The organism is Escherichia sp. SCLE84 (assembly GCF_012584495.1).
In the GTDB taxonomy this organism is placed as follows: Bacteria; Pseudomonadota; Gammaproteobacteria; order Enterobacterales; family Enterobacteriaceae; genus ECMA0423.
In genome coordinates this window covers 755,394-773,807 of sequence record NZ_CP051430.1, presented here as the reverse complement: position 1 = coordinate 773,807, position 18,414 = coordinate 755,394, and the positions used below count along the sequence as shown (strand labels likewise).

General features: G+C 51.4%; 14 protein-coding genes and 2 pseudogenes. 10 read left to right on the top strand and 6 right to left on the bottom strand.

Features of this window, described 5'->3' with window-relative positions; all coding sequences use genetic code 11:
* Positions 1-10: 10 nt before the first annotated feature.
* From HGD79_RS04000 to pptA, 9 genes and pseudogenes are all read left to right on the top strand, one after another.
* Positions 11-355, top strand: coding sequence for a hypothetical protein (locus tag HGD79_RS04000; protein WP_001279018.1), 345 nt, complete (start codon positions 11-13; stop codon positions 353-355).
* Between the two features lie 403 nt (positions 356-758).
* Complete coding sequence (locus tag HGD79_RS03995) at positions 759-1,895, top strand: ISAs1 family transposase (RefSeq protein WP_000420793.1); 1,137 nt, start codon at positions 759-761, stop codon at positions 1,893-1,895.
* Between the two features lie 29 nt (positions 1,896-1,924).
* On the top strand, positions 1,925-2,338 hold the full coding sequence (locus tag HGD79_RS03990) for a hypothetical protein (protein WP_000960009.1): 414 nt from the start codon (positions 1,925-1,927) through the stop codon (positions 2,336-2,338).
* A gap of 304 nt (positions 2,339-2,642) precedes the next feature.
* Positions 2,643-2,837: a DUF3969 family protein gene (locus HGD79_RS03985; RefSeq protein ID WP_000990552.1), complete on the top strand. Its 195-nt coding sequence runs from the start codon at positions 2,643-2,645 to the stop codon at positions 2,835-2,837.
* Positions 2,838-2,917: 80 nt separating this feature from the next.
* Positions 2,918-7,158, top strand: a pseudogene (locus HGD79_RS03980) (RHS element core protein).
* Positions 7,136-7,369, top strand: a complete 234-nt coding sequence (locus HGD79_RS03975; protein ID WP_001774450.1) for a hypothetical protein — start codon at positions 7,136-7,138, stop codon at positions 7,367-7,369. Before HGD79_RS03980 ends, HGD79_RS03975 begins: the two are co-directional and overlap by 23 nt.
* Positions 7,353-7,529 carry a hypothetical protein gene (locus HGD79_RS03970; RefSeq protein WP_000008097.1) on the top strand — a complete coding sequence of 59 codons (177 nt, stop codon included), beginning with the start codon at positions 7,353-7,355 and terminating at the stop codon, positions 7,527-7,529. The genes HGD79_RS03975 and HGD79_RS03970 overlap by 17 nt, the downstream gene beginning before the upstream one ends.
* Positions 7,530-7,978: 449 nt before the next feature.
* Positions 7,979-8,752 (top strand): annotated as a pseudogene (locus HGD79_RS03965) (ISAs1 family transposase); the annotation flags it as partial.
* Positions 8,753-8,802: 50 nt separating this feature from the next.
* A complete protein-coding gene (gene pptA / locus HGD79_RS03960; protein WP_001120141.1) occupies positions 8,803-9,030 on the top strand; it encodes a tautomerase PptA in 228 nt (75 codons plus the stop codon).
* A gap of 3 nt (positions 9,031-9,033) precedes the next feature.
* Here the strand turns inward: pptA and HGD79_RS03955 are convergent, their stop codons facing one another.
* Entirely contained in the window at positions 9,034-9,603 is a 570-nt protein-coding gene (locus HGD79_RS03955) for a flavin reductase family protein (RefSeq protein WP_000085912.1), read from the bottom strand.
* 172 nt (positions 9,604-9,775) lie between these two features.
* On the opposite strand from HGD79_RS03955, the gene nhoA reads away from it, so the two are divergent.
* Complete coding sequence (nhoA, locus tag HGD79_RS03950; protein ID WP_000187896.1) at positions 9,776-10,621, top strand: N-hydroxyarylamine O-acetyltransferase; 846 nt, start codon at positions 9,776-9,778, stop codon at positions 10,619-10,621.
* A 95-nt stretch (positions 10,622-10,716) separates the two neighbouring features.
* Here nhoA and HGD79_RS03945 read toward each other — a convergent pair whose 3' ends face one another.
* The 5 genes from HGD79_RS03945 to narZ all read right to left on the bottom strand — a co-directional run bounded on the left by HGD79_RS03945 (position 10,717) and on the right by narZ (position 18,342).
* On the bottom strand, positions 10,717-11,610 hold the full coding sequence (locus tag HGD79_RS03945) for a PhzF family isomerase (RefSeq protein ID WP_000804379.1): 894 nt from the start codon (positions 11,608-11,610) through the stop codon (positions 10,717-10,719).
* Between the two features lie 78 nt (positions 11,611-11,688).
* Complete coding sequence (narI, locus tag HGD79_RS03940) at positions 11,689-12,369, bottom strand: respiratory nitrate reductase subunit gamma (RefSeq protein WP_000617115.1); 681 nt, start codon at positions 12,367-12,369, stop codon at positions 11,689-11,691.
* Positions 12,366-13,061 carry a nitrate reductase molybdenum cofactor assembly chaperone gene (narW, locus tag HGD79_RS03935; RefSeq protein ID WP_001166377.1) on the bottom strand — a complete coding sequence of 232 codons (696 nt, stop codon included), beginning with the start codon at positions 13,059-13,061 and terminating at the stop codon, positions 12,366-12,368. Before narW ends, narI begins: the two co-directional genes overlap by 4 nt.
* Complete coding sequence (narH, locus tag HGD79_RS03930; protein ID WP_000702560.1) at positions 13,061-14,605, bottom strand: nitrate reductase subunit beta; 1,545 nt, start codon at positions 14,603-14,605, stop codon at positions 13,061-13,063. The genes narW and narH overlap by 1 nt, the downstream gene beginning before the upstream one ends.
* Positions 14,602-18,342 carry a nitrate reductase Z subunit alpha gene (gene narZ / locus HGD79_RS03925; protein ID WP_168848307.1) on the bottom strand — a complete coding sequence of 1,247 codons (3,741 nt, stop codon included), beginning with the start codon at positions 18,340-18,342 and terminating at the stop codon, positions 14,602-14,604. Before narZ ends, narH begins: the two co-directional genes overlap by 4 nt.
* Positions 18,343-18,414: the final 72 nt, after the last annotated feature.

Sequence of the window (18,414 nt, the reverse complement as noted above, 5' to 3'; positions counted from 1 at the left end):
AGATTATATAATGAGCGATTTTGACATTGTGAGTTCAATTGACTGGCATGATGGGGTTTTGTTAGAAGTAAAAACGACATTCAAAGAATCTCATTTTAACATGACGTTATTTATTGACATTTATAAAAGTGAGAATATTAGGGAAAAAATGATAGTTGAATTTTCTGATGTAGATGATTTAGTGTTCGCTATGGATTCTGCTGAGTTAATCGATAATCACAAGTCAGGAAATATAAGTAATGGGTATATAAAGAAATTAAAAAACAAAAGGATATATAAATTTTTTCTTTATTTTTCTGATGGCTTATTAAGCATGACATTTAAAAATTTACAATTAATAAAACCATTAGAGTAACCAAATAAAAGGACTGGAGGAATCAGGGGAAGATCATTAAAGTTGTGATTATCATCACAACTTTAATCTTGGTTTTACCTTGTTGATTTGATTAAAATCTAATCGCCAAATAATTAAATATATTAGAAAAGGACGTCTGGTGAACATTCAAAGTCTTCTTGAGCATATTCGTAAGCGCCTCATCTGAACCGTCTGGTATGTTTCCTCCGGCTCCACAAAAATAGTGTCCATCATTTTTAATGGACACTATCGTATGGAACAGGGAAAGATCATCAGAAGTTCACTTTTTGTACTAAATAATTCGCATTTTATGTTTAAAAATTGAGATATTCCTTATTACCTGAAGCTGTTTTTTATTGCTTATACATGATCAAATACTCCTTACATAAATAAGGAGAACAAAATGGAACTTAAAAAATTGATGGAACATATTTCTATTATCCCCGATTACAGACAAGCCTGGAAAGTGGAACATAAATTATCGGATATTCTACTGTTGACTATTTGTGCAGTTATTTCTGGTGCAGAGGGTTGGGAAGATATAGAGGATTTTGGGGAAACACATCTCGATTTTTTGAAGCAATATGGTGATTTTGAAAATGGTATTCCTGTTCACGATACCATTGCCAGAGTTGTATCCTGTATCAGTCCTGCAAAATTTCACGAGTGCTTTATTAACTGGATGCGTGACTGCCATTCTTCAGATGATAAAGACGTCATTGCAATTGATGGAAAAACGCTCCGGCACTCTTATGACAAGAGTCGCCGCAGGGGAGCGATTCATGTCATTAGTGCGTTCTCAACAATGCACAGTCTGGTCATCGGACAGATCAAGACGGATGAGAAATCTAATGAGATTACAGCTATCCCAGAACTTCTTAACATGTTGGATATTAAAGGGAAAATCATCACAACTGATGCGATGGGTTGCCAGAAAGATATTGCAGAGAAGATACAAAAACAGGGCGGTGATTATTTATTCGCGGTAAAAGGAAACCAGGGGCGGCTAAATAAAGCCTTTGAGGAAAAATTTCCGCTGAAAGAATTAAATAATCCAGCGCATGACAGTTCCGCAATGAGTGAAAAGAGTCACGGCAGAGAAGAAATCCGTCTTCATATTGTTTGCGATGTCCCTGATGAACTTATTGATTTCACGTTTGAATGGAAAGGGCTGAAAAAATTATGCGTGGCAGTCTCCTTTCGCTCAATAATAGCAGAGCAAAAGAAAGAGCCCGAAATGATGGTCAGATATTATATCAGTTCTGCTGATTTAACCGCTGAGAAGTTTGCGACAGCGATTCGAAATCACTGGCACGTGGAGAATAATCTGCACTGGCGTCTGGACGTGGTAATGAATGAAGACGACTGCAAAATAAGAAGAGGAAATGCAGCAGAATTATTTTCAGGGATACGGCACATCGCTATTAATGTTTTGACGAATGATAAGGTATTCAAGGCAGGGTTAAGACGTAAGATGCGAAAAGCAGCCATGGACAGAAACTATCTGGCGTCAGTCCTTGCGGGGAGCGGGCTTTCGTAATCTTGCCCTGGGTAGGAGGCCCTCCAGGGATGTTAGTCGGTGCGGCAGTTGGAGCGGTGGTTATTGGTGGTGGTATAGTAATATACAACAATCGCGAGGCTGTTGGGGATGCGATTGAGAAAAGTATGGAGATGCGGGGTGAAGCCGAATTATTAAATGCACAAAGTCAAATGGAATTCTGGCGAGAACCCTATGGTGCTTTTTCCAGCGTGTTTGGAAATGATGATTCATCAAAAGAGAATCCAAATGTCGGGAAGGATTTGACGGATGAAGAGAAGAACTGTTTGGGCAGTGGCAGTACAGGAGGTTCGGGAGGGTGGGAGCCAGATGAGGATGGCGAAATAAGAAATACCTACAGGTCTATTAAGGATGCTCCTCAGTATCCCAGAGGGGTTAGGAATGTCCAAAATGGCACTACAAGGAATGTTGTAAAGGATCAGTAGTTATTGAAACAATTACGTAAAGTAGATTCAGGAAAATAGAGTAAAGTTTATAAAGATGGATTTGATGCGTCAGGTCGAAAAGTGTCCATTCACTATTTTGAAAGTCAGAGTGGTCGAGTATTTAATGTAAAAGTAAAACCTTATTGGAGTAATTAATAATGAGAATTGATTATAGTATTAGCAATGAACACGCAGAGAAATTTATCAGTCTTTTAGTGTTGGGTGTTTTATATTCTATTGAAAAAAAGCAATATCTATAGATGAGGCAGAAGGTTTTATATTTAAGCCATCTACGTCAAAAACATTGAATGCTGCATCGCACTCTAAAAACTTAATTGACATTATAGATTCTGGTTGTGAGCTTGAAGATATATCTAGCATCATTCCTGAAAATTTATCAGGTAATATTGATAAATTAATTAACCAGACGCTGGATTTTATTCGAGGTGCTCCTGATTTTGGCGGTGCAGTCGATAAGGAAATTATTTTAGTTAAATAAAAATATATCGTTAATATATGTTGGTGATGTTTTGTTGAGGGCTTTTTTATTGTTAGTGGTATAAATATAAGGGAGTGAGAATGAGCGGAAAACCGGCGGCGCGGCAGGGCGACATGACCCGCAAGGGACTGGATATTGTGCAGGGTTCAGCAGGGGTGCTGATAGGCGCGCCGACGGGGGTTGCCTGCTCGGTGTGTCCTAAAAAAAAGGACAGTCCAAATTATGGCAACCCGGTGAACCCGGTGCTGGGTGCAAAGGTGCTGCCGGGCGAGACGGACATTGCGCTGCCCGGCCCGCTGCCGTTCATCCTTTCCCGCGCCTACAGCAGTTACCGGACCAGGACGCCCGCGCCGGTAGGGGTGTTTGGTCCCGGCTGGAAAGCGCCCTTCGATATCCGCTTACAGATACGCGATGAAGGCCTGATACTCAACGACAGCGGCGGCAGGAGCATTCACTTTGAGCCGCTGTTTCCCGGCGAGATAAGCTACAGCCGCAGCGAGTCACTCTGGCTGGCGCGGGGCGGAGTAGCGGCGCAGCACAGTTCGCAGCCGCTAAGCGCGCTCTGGCAGGTGCTGCCGGAAGATGTTCGCCTGAGTCCGCATGTGTACCTGGCGACAAACAGCCTTCAGGGGCCGTGGTGGATACTCAGCTGGCCGGAGCGGGTGCCGGGGGCGGACGAGGTGCTGCCGCCTCCGCCGCCCGCATACCGGGTGCTGACGAGGGTGGTGGACGGCTTCGGGCGGACGCTGGCCTTTCACCGGGCAGCTAAGGGTGACGTGGCGGGCGCGGTGACGGGGTGACGGACGGCGCGGGCCGCCGTTTTCACCTGGCGCTGACCACGCAGGCGCAGCGGGCGGAAGCCTTCCGTAAACAGCGCGCCTCTTCCTTATCTTCCCCGGCCAGTCCCCGTTCTGTTTCCTCTTCTCAGGTTTTCCCCGACACGCTGCCCGCCGGTACAGAGTACGGTGCCGATAACGGTATCCGGCTGGAGGCGGTATGGCTGACACACGACCCGGCATACCCGGATGAACAGCCGACTGCGCCGCTGGCGCGCTACACGTACACGGCCGGTGGTGAACTGCGGGCGGTGTATGACCGCAGCGGAACGCAGGTGCGCGGGTTTGCTTATGATGCGGAGCACGCCGGGCGGATGGTGGCGCACCATTATGCGGGGAGGCCGGAGAGCCGCTACCGGTATGATGATACCGGCCGGGTGACGGAGCAGGTCAACCCGGAGGGGCTGGACTACCGCTTTGAGTACGGGCAGGACCGTGTGACCATCACGGACAGCCTGAACCGGCGGGAGGTGCTGTACACGGAGGGCGAGGGCGGCCTGAAGCGGGTGGTGAAGAAGGAGCATGCCGACGGGAGCATCACCCGCAGCGAGTATGATGAGGCGGGGAGGCTGAAGGCGCAGACGGATGCGGCGGGGCGGCGGACGGAGTACCGGCTGCATATGGCGTCGGGCGCGGTGACAGCGGTGACGGGGCCGGACGGCAGGACGGTGCGGTATGGCTATAACAGCCAGCGGCAGGTGACGTCAGTGACGTACCCGGACGGGCTTCGCAGCAGCCGGGAGTATGATGAGAGGGGAAGGCTGACGGCGGAGACCTCGCGCAGCGGTGAGACAACGCGGTACAGCTATGATGACCCGGCGAGTGAGCTGCCGACAGGGATACAGGACGCGACGGGCAGTACAAAACAGATGGCATGGAGCCGTTACGGTCAACTGCTGGCCTTCACGGACTGCTCGGGGTACACGACGCGGTATGAGTACGACCGGTACGGTCAACAAATCGCCGTTCACCGGGAGGAAGGCATCAGCACTTACAGCAGTTATAACCCGCGTGGGCAACTGGTCAGTCAGAAGGATGCGCAGGGGCGTGAAATCCGTTATGAGTACAGCGCCGCAGGCGACCTGACAGCAACGGTATCACCGGACGGTAAACGCAGCACCATCGAATATGATAAACGCGGGCGTCCGGTGAGTGTGACGGAAGGCGGTCTGACGCGCAGCATGGGGTATGACGCTGCCGGGCGCATCACTGTGCTGACCAACGAGAACGGCAGCCAGTCCACGTTCCGGTATGACCCGGTCGACAGGCTGACGGAGCAGCGCGGCTTTGACGGCCGGACGCAACGTTACCAGTATGACCTGACCGGAAAACTCACGCAGAGTGAAGATGAGGGGCTTATCACCCTCTGGCATTACGATGCGTCGGACCGTATCACCCGGCGCACGGTGAACGGTGAACCGGCGGAGCAGTGGCAGTATGACGACCACGGCTGGCTGACAGAAATCAGCCACCTGAGTGAAGGCCACCGTGTGGTGGTCCACTACGGCTATGACGATAAAGGCCGTCTGACGGGTGAACGGCAGACGGTGGAGAACCCGGAGACAGGGGAGATGCTGTGGGAGCATGAGACGGGGCATGCGTACAGCGAACAGGGGCTGGCGACCCGTCAGGAGCCGGACGGTCTGCCGCCGGTGGAGTGGCTGACGTATGGCAGCGGTTATCTTGCGGGGATGAAGCTGGGCGGAACGCCGCTGGTCGAGTACACGCGGGACCGGCTGCACCGCGAGACGGCCCGTAGCTTCGGCGGGGCGGGCAGTACAGCGGGGTACGAACAGGCCACGGCGTACACCCTCACAGGGCAGCTACAGAGCAGGCACCTGAACCTTCCGCAGCTTGACCGTGACTATACGTGGAACGATAACGGACAACTGGTGCGCATCAGCGGCCCGCAGGAGTGCCGGGAGTACCGTTACAGCGGCACGGGAAGGCTGACGGGCGTCCACACTACGGCAGCGAACCTGGATATCGATATCCCGTATGCGACGGACCCGGCAGGAAACCGGCTGCCGGACCCGGAACTGCACCCGGACAGCACCCTCACGGCGTGGCCGGATAACCGCATCGCGGAAGATGCGCACTATGTCTATCGCTACGATGAATACGGCAGGCTGGCGGAGAAGACGGACCGCATCCCGGAAGGGGTTATCCGGATGCACGACGAGCGGACCCACCACTACCATTACGACAGCCAGCACCGTCTGGTGTTCTACACGCGGATACAGCACGGCGAACCACAGGTGGAGAGCCGCTACCTCTATGACCCGCTGGGCCGCCGGACGGGAAAACGGGTGTGGCGGCGGGAGCGTGACCTGACGGGGTGGATGTCGCTGTCGCGTAAACCGGAGGAGACCTGGTACGGGTGGGACGGTGACAGGCTGACCACTGTACAGACCCAACAGACAAGAATCCAGACGGTATACCAGCCGGGAAGCTTCACGCCGCTCCTGAGAATCGAAACAGAGAATGGCGAACAGGCGAAGGCGCGGCACCGGAGCCTGGCGGAGGTGTTGCAGGAGGACACGGGGGTGACGCTTCCGGCGGAGCTGGCGGTGATGCTGGGGAGGCTGGAGCGGGAACTGCGTGCGGGTGCGGTGAGTGCGGAGAGTGAGGCATGGCTTGCGCAGTGCGGGCTGACGGTGGAGCAGATGGAAAGCCAGATGGAGGCGGAATACATCCCGGAGCGGAGGCTGCATCTTTACCACTGTGACCACCGGGGACTGCCGCAGGCGCTTATCAGCCCGGAAGGGGAAACGGCGTGGCGCGGGGAGTATGACGAGTGGGGGAACCAGCTTAATGAGGAGAACCCGCATCACCTGTACCAGCCGTACCGTTTGCCGGGGCAGCAGTATGATGAGGAGTCGGGACTGTATTACAACCGTCACCGGTACTACGATCCGTTGCAGGGGCGGTATATCACCCAGGATCCGATAGGGTTGAAGGGGGGAATAAATCTATACACGTATCCACTGGCACCAATACGTTACACTGATCCACTGGGGTTAGAACGAGTTATAAGTGTATATGGGCCTCCCGCTCCAGACCGGGCAGGTGCTGAAACTCCTCTTGTTCTTACTGATATGACTGGAGGAGTGACTATTTATTATGATCCTGAAACAGGTGATTCAATGACTTTTGATTGTAGCAATAGAATTGATCGTCGTTCTCAACGTGGTGCTGGTGATCCATATACAGGTGAAGTCGTTGGTTGTGAGACAAATGGATCAGGAATATCGGCAGCATATGGCACAACGAAGATCTATACTACAGATACTAGAGCAAGATGGCTACATGGTGGGGGATCATCGTTGCGCGATCCTTATGCTCCTCGACAAGGCTGGAAACCAACTATGGGATGTACCCGTGCACAGAATGAAGATGTAGATGAGTTGTGTAAGAAAGTGACAAGTTGGATGTATTCGCATCCTGGAGAGAGAATTAGATATGAACGTTTTAAGACACGTTAATGCGATTAACATGGGAGTGTGCATTCTAATTTTGGTTATTGGATGTGCAAATGCTAAAGTTCTTAAACGATGTATATTACCCGCTCCTGATGGTGGCGTAGAAAAACTATCAAAACCCAACTTACATGGAGTAATTAAAAAAGTTGATTTGAACACAAATGAAGCGGAAATTAAAATAAAAGAGGGGGGGGGCAGTGAGTTTTATTTTTAATGAGGAAACATTGTATTTTACTGTTTTTGGTGGGGATTTTATTATGGATGATTTAAAAATAGTAAAAAATACGGAAGCATGGGTATGGTATAAAAATTGCGATAGTAAAAATAAAAAAGTGGCAGTTGAACTTCTTCAAATCTACGAATTGCATCAATGAAAAATATAGTTAAATAGAGGAGGTTATTAATAGCAGGAAAAGCATCACGTGATGCTGATTTTTTGCACTAAATAATTCGCGCTAATGTTCAATAGTTAATATATCCCTCATCAGGGAAAGATCACGGTGTGCCGTAGGCACAAAGATGCAAAACGGGACGTTTTGCATGTAACATGTAATAAGCATAAGCTTGTGAAGAGATGGTGGCAGGCCCACCGGGATCTGCTGTCGGAAGTCGGTCCCAAACAACCCCGGCTGCTGTGGTAAAGAGCCATGGTAGCAGGGAAAGATCATCAGGAGTTCACCAGGGAAAGATCACGTAACGCTACTTTTTTGTACTAAATAATTCGCATTTTATGTTTAAAAATTGAGATATTCCTTATTACCTGAAGCTGTTTTTTATTGCTTATACATGATCAAATACTCCTTACATAATTAAGGAGAACAAAATGGAACTTAAAAAATTGATGGAACATATTTCTATTACCCCCGATTACAGACAAGCCTGGAAAGTGGAACATAAATTATCGGATATTCTATTGTTGACTATTTGTGCCGTTATTTCTGGTGCAGAAAGTTGGGAAGATATAGAGGATTTCGGGGAAACACATCTCGATTTCTTGAAGCAATATGGTGATTTTGAAAATGGTATTCCTGTTCACGATACTATTGCCAGAGTTGTATCCTGTATCAGTCCTGCAAAATTTCATGAGTGCTTTATTAACTGGATGCGTGACTGCCATTCTTCAGATGATAAAGACGTCATCGCAATTGATGGAAAAACGCTCCGGCACTCTTATGACAAGAGTCGCCGCAGGGGAGCGATTCATGTCATTAGTGCGTTCTCAACAATGCACAGTCTGGTCATCGGACAGATCAAGACGGATGATAAATCTAATGAGATTACAGCTATCCCAGAACTTCTTAACATGCTGGATATTAAACGAAAAATCATCACAACTGATGCGATGGGTTGCCAGAAAGATATAGCAGAGAAGATACAAAAACAGGGAGGTGATTATTTATTCGCGGTGAAAGGAAACCAGGGGTGGCTAAATAAAGCCTTTGAGGAAAAATTTCCGCTGAAAGAATTAAATAATCCAGAGCATGACAGTTACGCAATTTGTGAAAAGAGTCACGGCAGAGAAGAAATCCGTATTCATATTGTTTGCGATGTCCCTGATGAACTTATTGATTTCACGTTTGAATGGAAAGGACTGAAAATTCACAATGTGTGTTAATTTTACTGACATCTTTCAAAAGGAGCACAATCATGCCGCACATCGACATTAAATGTTTTCCGCGTGAACTGGACGAACAACAAAAAGCAGCACTTGCTGCAGATATTACCGACGTTATTATTCGCCATCTGAACAGTAAAGACAGTTCGATAAGCATTGCTCTACAGCAGATTCAACCAGAATCTTGGCAAGCTATCTGGGATGCCGAAATCGCGCCCCAAATGGAGGCTTTGATAAAGAAACCTGGTTACAGCATGTAATGCTTAACCCGCCGTAACTCGCTTGCCGCTGGTAACAAACGTGCCAGCACCTAAATGATGCAACGTATTGAGCTTATCATCATCAAACTGCCAGCGGCCTTCGACAAATACCCGTGCGTCTGCCGCTGCTGATACCACCTCGCCAAACAGCGTGTCGTATTTTTGTTGCGCAGAAGTCGCAGGTAGCAGGCGGCACTCCATCCACGCCAGGCATTTCTCTTCAACAAGTGGCAAACCAAGCACCGGACCTTTCACCACCGGAATGCCATAGCAATTAAATTTATCTTCTTCACGACCCGACACGCTTCCCACTGCCCACGTCCAGTTAGTTGCTGCAACGCCCGGGATAACGATGCCAAATTTACCGTTACGTTCAATCAACTCCCTGGTCCATGTCGATTTATCTACCACAATCGCCACGCGTGGCGGTTCAAACTCCACCGGCATTGACCAGGCTGCTGCCATAATGTTACGCCGCTGGGATTGCTCATCGAAACTGGTGATCATGACAGTTGGGCCATGATTTAACAGACGGCTGGCATGGTGTAATTCTATGGGGATGAATCGGCTCATGGTATCGCCTCGCGAAGAAGGTTTTTTTAAGCGTAGTCCGTAACGCAATAAGTAACGAAATTAACGGGATTGGCGATTTGCAAACGTGATGCATGTCCGCGATCGCACAAAATAGCCGGTGCGGCGTCTATTCCAGGTTATAAGTTGAGAAAACCACTAAGGGAAACGCCTGATGACGCCCATTCTGAATCACTATTTTGCCCGTATTAACTGGTCGGGAGCTGCTGCGGTCAATATTGATACGCTTCGTGCATTGCACCTGAAACACAATTGCACTATTCCGTTTGAAAACCTCGACGTTTTGCTGCCGAGGGAAATACAGCTTGATGATCAATCGCTGGAAGAGAAACTGGTGATAGCCCGTCGTGGCGGTTACTGTTTTGAGCAGAATGGCGTGTTTGAGCGGGTGTTACGCGAGCTGGAGTTTAACGTTCGCAGCTTGTTAGGGCGCGTAGTGTTATCAAATCCGCCAGCATTACCGCCGCGCACCCATCGTTTGCTGTTGGTGGAACTGGAAGAGGAAAAATGGATTGCTGATGTCGGTTTCGGTGGGCAGACGCTAACCGCGCCGATTCGTTTAGTTTCCGATCTCGTGCAGACCACGCCACACGGAGATTATCGGTTGTTGCAGGAGGGTGATGATTGGGTGTTGCAGTTTAATCATCATCAGCACTGGCAGTCGATGTACCGTTTTGATCTCTGCGAGCAGCAACAAAGCGATTATGTGATGGGCAATTTCTGGTCGGCGCACTGGCCGCAGTCGCATTTTCGCCATCATTTGCTGATGTGCCGCCATTTGCCGGACGGCGGCAAGCTGACACTGACCAATTTTCATTTTACCCATTATGAAAATGGGCACGCGGTGGAGCAGCGAAATCTACCGGATGTGGCGTCATTATATGCTGTGATGCAAGAACAGTTTGGTCTGGGCGTGGATGATGCGAAACATGGCTTTACCGTGGATGAGTTAGCGCTGGTGATGGCGGCTTTTGATACGCACCCGGAGGCGGGAAAATAATTTATGTCAGGTTGCCGGATGCGGCGTAAACGCCTTATCCGGCATACATTAGCTCGGTTGTAGACCTGATAAGCGAAGCGCATCAGGCAACGGTTTCAGAGTTTAATTGCCCATTCGGCATGAAACAAAATCACCGCCGCGCCAGAAATGGTGACTTTTTCCGGTTGGTTATCACGAATTGTCACCGTCACTTCAATCACGCCGTCACGCCCCAATGCGCGCCCCTGATGGCCTTTAACACGCAGCACCTTGCCATCGTGGGGCAATACGTTGTGATGTACCAACCATGCACCCATCGGGCCATTGGCATTGCCAGTCACCGGATCTTCCACAATACCAATCGCAGGCGAGAACATGCGACCATCGGTTTCGTTTTTGCCTGGGCGGATCTGGAACGGGAAGAAACCATTGCAGCCAATCTGTTTACTGATAGCGGTCAGCGCATTAAGGTCAGGCGAAAGAGCGTCGATATCCACTTCCGGCTTCAATGGGATCATCACTTTAGAATGCCCGGTCGTCGCGACCTGGATCGGCAAACCCGGCAGAATATCGTCTTCAGTAAGATGCAATGCGTTGATAATCGCCGCGCGTACTTCACCCTCCAGCGGCAGTTCAAAGCCCGGCGTACCTTGTTCCAGCGAAATACGATAATCATCGTTGTGCTTTTCGATAGTCACGCGATGTTTTCCTGCCAGCGATGTTTGCCAGATCGTGCAATTTCCTAAACCTAACACCTTCGCACGTACATAGTGCGCAGCTACTGTCGCGTGACCGCAAATCGGCACTTCAACCGTTGGCGTAAAGTAGCGGATGCGCACATCGCTGTCGTCGCTGTGCAGCAGAAAAGCAGTTTCCGAATGGCCTAACTCGCGGGCGATAAGCTGCATTTGCGCTTCGCTAAGATTATCGGCGGGGAAAACAACACCGGCAGAATTGCCGCGAAACGGTTGTGAGGTAAAAGCATCGACGTGGTACACCTGCGGTTTCATTAACGTTCTCCTGTGACTGGAGAACTATCATAGCCTGCAAGTGGCCGGAGAGCGAAGGGCTATCCGGCCAGGGTGAAATTATCGCCGCGAACGCACAATCTGATACCGACGAGTAAAGTACTCAAACGGCGCGCTCCACACATGCACCAGTCGGGTGAACGGGAAGAGCAGGAAGATGGTCATTCCCAACACCAGATGCAGGCGGAAGACGAACGCTACGCCGTTGAGCATCTCTGACGATCCACCACGGAAAGTGACAATGCTTTGCGCCCAACCCACCAGCTTCATCATTTCGCTACCATCAGGATACTGTGCTGAAAACGGTATGGTACTTAGCCCCAACAGACACTGGATCAGCAAAATGCTCATGATGATGATATCCGGCGTAGTGGAAGTGGCACGCACGCGCTGATTTGTCAGCCTGCGCCACAGCAGTCCTGCGCCGCCAATCAATGTCAACACACCGCAAATACCGCCGAGCACCATCGCCATTAGTTGTTTCGCTGCCACTGGCAAAAACCACGCGTACATCCAGTGCGGCGTTAACATGCCGAACAGGTGCCCGAAGAAGATCCCCAAAATGCCGATATGGAACAGATTCGACCATATAACCATTCCGCGTTTATCGAGCATTTGACTTGAGGAGGCGCGCCAGGTGTACTGCCCGTAGTCGTAGCGCAGCCAGCTGCCGAGGAAAAACACCGTCGCACAAATGTACGGGTAGATATCGTAAAAAAAGACGTTCAGATACTGAATCATTTCCCACCTCCCGCACTGATGTCGACATATTGCGGCGCGACATCCTGGCTAAAGCGTCGCTGATATTGATTAAGCGGCGAGCTGTCACACGCCGTGGCGTTATCTTCAATAAACTTCACCTGTTCCTCTTCCCACACTGCATCAAGCGCCTGGCGGGTGTCATCGCGCTCTTCGCTGTTTACTTGTTTTGTGACACTGTCACTTGAAAGGGAGCTTCCCGCCAGTTGCAGCAGAGCATCAAACAACGCGTACCACGGTGCCTCGCGTTGTTTTAAGCGACCGCCAAGCAGGGCGAGGATCGGCGCAACATTGAGCAATCCTTCTTTCGCCTGATCGTCAGGCAGTACGCTTAAATACTCCAGATACAGCGGTAGATAATCGGGCAGTTCCCGACAATCCAGCTGCAGGCCGACCTTTTCATACTCCGCCAGCAGGTCCACCATTGCCTGGCCGCGATCGCGGGACTCGGCATGAACATGTTCGAACAGCAGCAGCGATGTGGTACGTCCACGGTCAAACACTTCGCACCATTCGGCCTGTTTATCCAGCAGCGGCGCGTTAAGCAGGTTGTGGGTGAAATCCGTAAGCATCGGCGCGTCGCTGCGGATCAACGCCAGCGCGTCCTCCTTGCATTCCCACAACAGCTCGTCCGGATACTCCATCAACAGGCCGATCACTTTGAGGATCTGCATTATTCGCCCTCCGCTTTGTCGCGCACTTCGGTGATGTTGATGGCATCGATACGGCTACTGTTGAACAGGTTGAATTTACTGTCCGAACCGTGGCAACCGTCGCCAAAGGTAAAACCGCAGCCGTTGCGTTCTGCGAAGGCATCGCCCGCCATTTCCCGATGGCTCGTCGGGATGACAAAACGATCTTCATAGTTGGCAATGGCGAGGTAACGATACATCTCTTCGACCTGGGCGACGCTCAGGCCTACTTCGTCGATGGCACGAGTATCAGTAACGCCTTCCACGGTTTGTGAACGCATATAGTGGCGCATCGCCATCATCCGTTTCAGCGCCCGCAGTACCGGACCGGTATCGCCGGCACTCAACATATTGGCGAGATATTGCACCGGAATACGCAGGCTTTCGATGGCGGGCAGCACGCCTTCGCTTTTCGGCAAACCGCCCGCATCTGCGTAGGACTGAATCGGCGACAGCGGAGGAACGTACCAGACCATTGGCAGGGTGCGATATTCAGGGTGCAGCGGTAGCGCCAGTTTCCAGTCCATCGCCATTTTGTAGACAGGCGAACGCTGGGCAGCTTCAATCACGTTTTGTGGAATACCTTGTTTCAGGGCTTCCTCGATCACTGAGGGATCGTGTGGATCGAGGAATACTTCGCACTGACGTTCATAGAGGTCAACTTCGCGCTCGGTGCTCGCCGCTTCCTCAATGCGGTCGGCGTCGTAAAGCAGCACGCCCAGATACCGGATGCGACCCACGCAGGTTTCTGAGCACACGGTGGGTTGGCCTGACTCAATTCGCGGATAACAGAAGATACATTTTTCTGACTTGCCGCTTTTCCAGTTGAAGTAGATTTTTTTGTACGGACAACCGCTAATGCACAAACGCCAGCCACGGCATTTATCCTGATCAATCAGCACAATGCCGTCTTCTTCGCGTTTGTAGATAGCGCCGCTTGGGCAGGTCGCCACGCAACTGGGATTGAGGCAGTGTTCGCACAGGCGCGGCAGGTACATCATGAAGGTGTTTTCAAACTGCCCGTACATCTCCTTTTGCATGGCCTCGAAGTTGCGGTCGCGGGCACGTTTTTCAAACTCGCCGCCCAGCAGTTCTTCCCAGTTTGGGCCCCAGATCACTTTGTCCATCCGTTTGCCGTCAATCAGTGAACGCGGGCGAGCAGTAGGGATATGTTTGCCTTCCGGTGCGCTATGCAAATGTTCGTAGTCGAAGGTGAAAGGTTCGTAGTAATCATCAATCTGCGGCACCACCGGGTTGGCGAAGATTTTGGTTATTACGCCCATCTTGCTGCCCAGACGCGGACGGATCTTGCCATTCACATCGCGGACCCAGCCGCCTTGCCACTCTTCCTGATCTTCCCAGTTTTTCGGATAACCAATGCCCGGTTTGGTTTCGACGTTGTTAAACCATGCGTACTCCATGCCTTCGCGCCCGGTCCAGACGTTTTTACAGGTCACCGAACAGGTATGGCAGCCGATACATTTGTCGAGGTTAAGCACCATGCCGACTTGTGAACGGATTTTCATTTTTTCGCCTCCTGTACCTGATCGCGACCTTCATCATCCAGCCAGTTAACGTTCTTCATCTTGCGGATCATGATGAACTCATCGCGGTTCGATCCGACGGTGCCGTAGTAGTTAAAGCCCCAGGCCAGCTGCGCGTAACCGCCAATCATATGCGTTGGTTTCGGGCAAACGCGGGTGACCGAGTTATGAATGCCGCCGCGCATGCCAGTTACTTCCGAACCAGGAATATTCATAATGCGTTCCTGGGCGTGATACATCATGGTCATGCCCGGCGGTACACGTTGGCTGACCACCGCGCGGGCAGTCAGCGCGCCGTTGGCGTTGAATACTTCCACCCAGTCGTTATCGACAATGGTCAGTTCTCGGGCATCTGTTTCGCTGATCCAGACAATCGGTCCACCGCGAGAGAGCGTCAGCATTAGCAGGTTTTCACTGTAGGTTGAGTGAATGCCCCATTTCTGGTGCGGCGTCAGGAAGTTAAGTGCTTTTTCCGGGAAGCCGTTTGGCGGTATCTGGCGCATCTCACTGACGCTACGGGTGTCGATAGGCGGGCGATAAGCCACCAGGCTTTCACCAAAAGCACGCATCCACGGATGATCCTGATAGAGCTGCTGGCGTCCCGACAGCGTGCGCCACGGAATTAACTCATGAACGTTGGTGTATCCCGCGTTATAGGATACGTGATCGCTTTCCAGACCGGACCAGGTGGGGCTGGAGATAATTTTACGCGGCTGCGCCTGAATATCGCGAAAGCGAATCTTCTCGTCCTCTTTGTGCAGCGCCAGATGGGTATGTTCGCGCCCGGTGATCTCGCCCAGCGCCTGCCACGCTTTGACTACAACATGACCGTTGGTTTCCGGTGCCAGTGCCAGAATCACTTCTGAAGCGTCAATGGCGGTGTCAATCAGCGGACGCCCCTGTGCCGGGCCATCACGCTTGGTGTAATTGAGTTTGCCGAGGAAATCGATTTCATCCTGCGTATTCCACGAAATCCCTTTACCGCCATTGCCAAGTTTGTCCATCAATGGCCCGAGCGAGGTAAAGCGTTCATACGTAGCAGGGTAGTCGCGCTCCACCGCCACAATATTCGGCGCGGTTTTGCCTGGAATCAGATCGCATTCGCCTTTGCGCCAGTCGAGCACTTCACACGGCTGTGAGAGCTCTGCCGGAGAGTCATGCAGTAGGGGTTGTAATACCACGTCGGTTTCTTTGCCAAGATGACCCACGCACACTTGCGAAAATGCTTTGGCGATACCTTTGTAGATTTCCCAGTCGCTGCGTGATTCCCACGCCGGATCGACCGCCGCAGAAAGCGGATGAATAAACGGATGCATATCCGAGGTGTTCATATCGTCTTTTTCGTACCAGGTGGCGGTGGGCAGAACGATATCGGAGAACAGGCAGGTACTGGACATGCGGAAGTCGAGCGTCACTAGCAGGTCGAGCTTGCCTTCAATCGCCGCAGTTTGCCACTCGACTTCTTCCGGTTTGATCCCGTCGCTGGCACCGAGTTCCTCGCCCTGAATCCCACTTTCGGTCCCCAGCAGATACTTCTGCATATACTCGTGGCCTTTGCCGGAGGAGCCAAGCAGGTTAGAGCGCCAGACAAACAAATTACGCGGATGATTGCTGCCGCTATCTGGTTGTTCGCAGGCCATACGTAAATCGCCCGATTTCAGCGCCTGGGCGGTAAATTCTGTGGGGGATAATCCGGCCTTGTCGGCTTCAGCTTTAATCCCGAGCGGGTTACGCCCCAGCTGCGGCGCAGAAGGTAGCCAGCCCATACGTTCGGCGCGAACGTTGAAATCAATCAGATGACCGCTGTACTTACTGGCATCGGCGAGCGGTGAAAGTAACTCCTGAGCAGAGACTTTTTCATAGCGCCATTGGCTGGAATGATTGTAGAAAAACGAGGTGCTGTTCATTTGGCGCGGTGGTCGGTTCCAGTCGAGCGCAAAGGCCAGTGGCAACCAGCCGGTTTGTGGGCGCAGTTTTTCCTGGCCGACATAGTGTGCCCAGCCGCCACCGCTTTGCCCGACACAACCGCAGAAGATCAGCATATTGATCATCCCACGGTAGTTCATATCCATGTGATACCAGTGGTTGACGCCAGCGCCGAGGATAATCATTGAGCGCCCATGCGTTTTATGGGCAGTATCGGCAAATTCACGAGCGATGGATTCAATATACTGGCGCGGCACGCCGGTAATTTGCTCACCCCAGGCTGGGGTGTACGGTTTGATTTCAGCGTAATCTTTCGCACTGTTTTCATCTTCCAGCCCGCGATCGAGGCCGTAATTCGCCAGTACCAAATCATAAACGCTGACCACCGGACAGGTGTTGCCATCGACTAACGTCAGGTTTTTAACGGGCAATTGGCGCACCAGCACCGGATTGTGTTTTACGCTGCGAAAATGCGGATTTTCAATGCCGCCAAAGTAGGGGAAGGCCACGCCTGCAACAGCGTCATGTTGACCGAGCAGGGTTAACGACAATTCGGTTTCCGTACCGGCGGCAATGGATTCCAGATTCCATTTGCCTTTTTCTCCCCAGCGGAAACCAATCGAACCGTTCGGCACTACCAATTCACCTGCGGTATTAACTGCTACGGTTTTCCACTGCGGATTGTTGCTTTCGCCCAGTCCATCCACCAGGTCAGATGCGCGGATCATGCGCCCGGGAACGTAGCTACCATCGTCGCGAGGCTCCAGCATTACCAGCATCGGCATGTCGCTGTAGCGGCGGCAGTAGTTGATAAAGTAGTCGCTGGGATTATCGAGATGAAACTCTTTTAAAATCACATGGCCCATTGCCATCGCCAGGGCGCTATCAGTGCCTTGTTTCGGTGCCAGCCACTGGTCGCACAATTTGGCCACTTCAGAGTAGTCAGGGGTAATGGCGATGGTTTTAGTGCCTTTGTAGCGTACTTCGGTAAAGAAGTGGGCGTCCGGCGTACGTGTCTGCGGTACGTTAGACCCCCAGGCGATGATGTAGCTGGAGTTATACCAGTCGGCAGATTCCGGTACGTCGGTTTGCTCGCCCCAGGTCATCGGCGAGGCGGGCGGCAGGTCGCAATACCAGTCGTAGAAGCTTAAACAGGTGCCGCCAAGCAGTGACAGATAACGCGTTCCGGCGGCGTAAGAAACCATCGACATCGCCGGGATCGGCGAGAAACCGGCAACGCGATCCGGGCCGTAGGTTTTGATGGTCCAGACGTTAGCGGCGGCAATCAGCTGGTTTAGTTCCTGCCAGTTGGAGCGGATAAACCCGCCGCGCCCACGCACTTGTTTGTAGCTCAGGCACTTTTGCGGATCGTTCATAATCGATGCCCACGCCAGTACCGGATCGCTGTGTTGCTTGAGGGCTTCGCGCCACAGTTCAATCAGTCGTTTACGAATGAGCGGGTATTTCAGGCGGTTAGCGCTGTAAAGATACCAGGAGTAACTTGCGCCACGCGGGCAGCCGCGAGGTTCATGATTGGGCAGGTCAGGGCGAGTGCGCGGGTAGTCGGTCTGTTGGATTTCCCAGGTCACCAGACCATTTTTAACGTAGATTTTCCAGCTACAGGAGCCTGTACAGTTAACACCGTGGGTGGAACGCACGATTTTGTCGAACTGCCAACGCTGGCGATAGCTGTCCTCCCAGTCGCGGTTGCTATGCATCACCTGTCCGTGACCATCGGCAAAGGTTTCGCCCTTTTGTTTGAAGTAGCGAAAGCGATCCAAAAGTTTACTCATGACATGACTCCTGCTCCAGGAATGAATTGGGATCTGATGCCTTGTCGGATGCGACACGGTTGTACATCAGGC

Bases quoted from the DNA above. Each gene is read 5' to 3' on its own strand.
- HGD79_RS04000 (WP_001279018.1), top strand. From the start codon at position 11: ATGAGCGATTTTGACATTGTGAGTTCAATTGACTGGCATGATGGGGTT.
- HGD79_RS03995 (WP_000420793.1), top strand. From the start codon at position 759: ATGGAACTTAAAAAATTGATGGAACATATTTCTATTATCCCCGATTAC.
- HGD79_RS03990 (WP_000960009.1), top strand. From the start codon at position 1,925: ATGTTAGTCGGTGCGGCAGTTGGAGCGGTGGTTATTGGTGGTGGTATA.
- HGD79_RS03975 (WP_001774450.1), top strand. From the start codon at position 7,136: ATGAACGTTTTAAGACACGTTAATGCGATTAACATGGGAGTGTGCATT.
- pptA (WP_001120141.1), top strand. From the start codon at position 8,803: ATGCCGCACATCGACATTAAATGTTTTCCGCGTGAACTGGACGAACAA.
- HGD79_RS03955 (WP_000085912.1), bottom strand. From the start codon at position 9,603: ATGAGCCGATTCATCCCCATAGAATTACACCATGCCAGCCGTCTGTTA.
- nhoA (WP_000187896.1), top strand. From the start codon at position 9,776: ATGACGCCCATTCTGAATCACTATTTTGCCCGTATTAACTGGTCGGGA.
- HGD79_RS03945 (WP_000804379.1), bottom strand. From the start codon at position 11,610: ATGAAACCGCAGGTGTACCACGTCGATGCTTTTACCTCACAACCGTTT.
- narI (WP_000617115.1), bottom strand. From the start codon at position 12,369: ATGATTCAGTATCTGAACGTCTTTTTTTACGATATCTACCCGTACATT.
- narW (WP_001166377.1), bottom strand. From the start codon at position 13,061: ATGCAGATCCTCAAAGTGATCGGCCTGTTGATGGAGTATCCGGACGAG.
- narH (WP_000702560.1), bottom strand. From the start codon at position 14,605: ATGAAAATCCGTTCACAAGTCGGCATGGTGCTTAACCTCGACAAATGT.
- narZ (WP_168848307.1), bottom strand. From the start codon at position 18,342: ATGAGTAAACTTTTGGATCGCTTTCGCTACTTCAAACAAAAGGGCGAA.